Genomic DNA, 1,907 nt, shown 5'->3' with positions numbered 1-1,907 from the left:
GTGCCGGGACCGCTTCGCGCGGCCGATGCCGCCGATCCCGCCGCGATCCGGCGCGGCGCCCGCGCCGGGCGGCCCAGCGAGGTCGAACAGGGTGCCGCCGCCGGTCAGCTCGTCCGGCTCGAACAGCCGGATGACGCCGTACTCGCCGTCGAAGCCGGCGTGGCGGATGACCTCACCGCGGCGCAGCCGCGTGATCGCCTCGACCAGTTCGGCGGACCCGGCCTCGGCGATGGCCGATGTCGGCACGTCGCCTAGAATCCCCAGCTCCGGGCCCAGCCTGGACACCAGCGAACTCACCTGGGCGGCGACCGCCTTGCTCTTCGGCCCGACGCCGAGGATCTCCCCGACGACCTCCGGCAGGGGCACCAGCGAGCTGACCGCGCCCGCCGTCGCCGGCCGCGTGCCGGGCGCGCGGTCCGCGAGGCCCTCGACCCGGTTGAGCACCCCGACCGTCAGCGGGCCGCCGCAGATCGGGCAGCGCCCGCCGACCTCACGGGTCTGCTCCGGAGTCAGGCAGACCCCGCACCTGCGGTGGCCGTCGAGGTGGTACTTGCCCTCCTCGGGGAAGAACTCGACCGTTCCCGCGAACCCGTCGCCGCCGCGCAGCGCGGCCTCGATGGCGAAGTAGTCCAGCTCGCAGTCGAACGCCGTCGCCTCCCGGCCGAGCATCGGCGGGGAGTGCGCGTCGGAGTTGCTCACCAGCCGATACCGGTCGAGGCCGGAGATCCGCCAGAACATCTCCGGGTCCGCGGACAGACCGGTCTCCAGGGCGAAGATTTCGTCGGCGAGGTCGGCGTAGCAGTCCTCGACCGCGTCGAATCCGGACTTCGAGCCCAGCACGGCGAACCAGGGCGTCCACACGTGCGCGGGCACCAGGTAGCAACCCGGCCCGCCGGCCAGGGTGATCTCCAGCAGGTCGCGGGAGTCCAGGCCGAGGATGGGCCGGCCATCGGCCGCCAGGTTGCCGATGCGGGCCAGCGCCGCGGTGATGGCGGCGGCGGCCTCGCGGGTCGGCGCGTATAGCAGGTGGTGAACCTTACGGGTCTTCTCGCCGCGCTTGTAGATCGTGGAGATCTCACTGGAGATCATGAAGCGGGTGGCCGTCCGACAGGAGGCCGGCAGCGTGCGCAGGACCTCGCGTTCGAGGTCGGGCCGCAGCCGGAACAGGCCGGGCTCGGCGGGAACGAGCTTCTCGGCGAGTTCCTGGGACCAGGCGGGATGGGTGAAGTCACCGGTGCCGACGACGGCGATGCCCTTGCGAGCCGCCCACCAGGCCAGGTGCTCCAGGTCGCAGTCGCGGCTGCAGGCCCGTGAGTACCGGGAGTGGATGTGCAAATCAGCATAGAACCGTGACATCACGGATGCGTATGTTGTCGCATCCGCCGCCGCCGTCCGTCATCGGCACGCCGACGCGGGAGAACCCGCCCCGACCAGGCCAACAGCAGGAACACAGGCGGACACCCGGTGTCCGGAGTCCGGCCAGACGGGCGGGGCATCGACCGGTGCGTGGACCGACCGTGGACACAGCGTGGGCCATCGGGACTGCCCCGGCCGCCGGCCGGAGCGGAACGCCGGTCATTATTCGTGGGCGAACCACGATGGCCCGGGTAGGAGAGAAGGCGGCGGATGGCGACCGACGAGCGGCCCCCCGAGCCCGCGGGCGACCCGCGGCGGACCCGCCCCGAGTCGCGGTGACGACCGGTTCCGAGGCCGACCTCGGCGACGAGCAGGCCCGCGCGGCGCTCGCCGACCGCTGTCACCGGCTGGTGCGCTTCCTCCAGGAACTCGCCGTGGGGCGCGGCGCCCGGGTGCGGACCGTCGACGAGCACCCACTCGTCCTCTGGCTGTCCGATCTGCCCGCCAGCGCCCAGCTCGCCGAGCACGCCGGGCCGGGCGAGGTCCTGCTG

2 protein-coding genes are annotated in these 1,907 nt (G+C 73.0%); one reads left to right on the top strand and one right to left on the bottom strand.

Annotation, left to right across the window (positions count from 1 at the left end):
- On the bottom strand, positions 1–1,359 hold a 1,359-nt coding region (locus MXD58_RS26640; protein WP_250610540.1), incomplete at its 3' end, for an endonuclease Q family protein.
- A 332-nt stretch (positions 1,360–1,691) separates the two neighbouring features.
- Between MXD58_RS26640 and MXD58_RS26635 the strand changes: the two genes are divergently transcribed.
- Positions 1,692–1,907 (top strand): hypothetical protein (locus MXD58_RS26635; RefSeq protein WP_250610538.1); only part of this gene is annotated, 216 nt, incomplete at its 3' end.

This window comes from Frankia sp. AgKG'84/4, from assembly GCF_023242965.2.
GTDB lineage: Bacteria > Actinomycetota > Actinomycetes > Frankiales > Frankiaceae > Frankia.
This window is presented reverse-complemented; position numbering and strand designations above follow the sequence as displayed.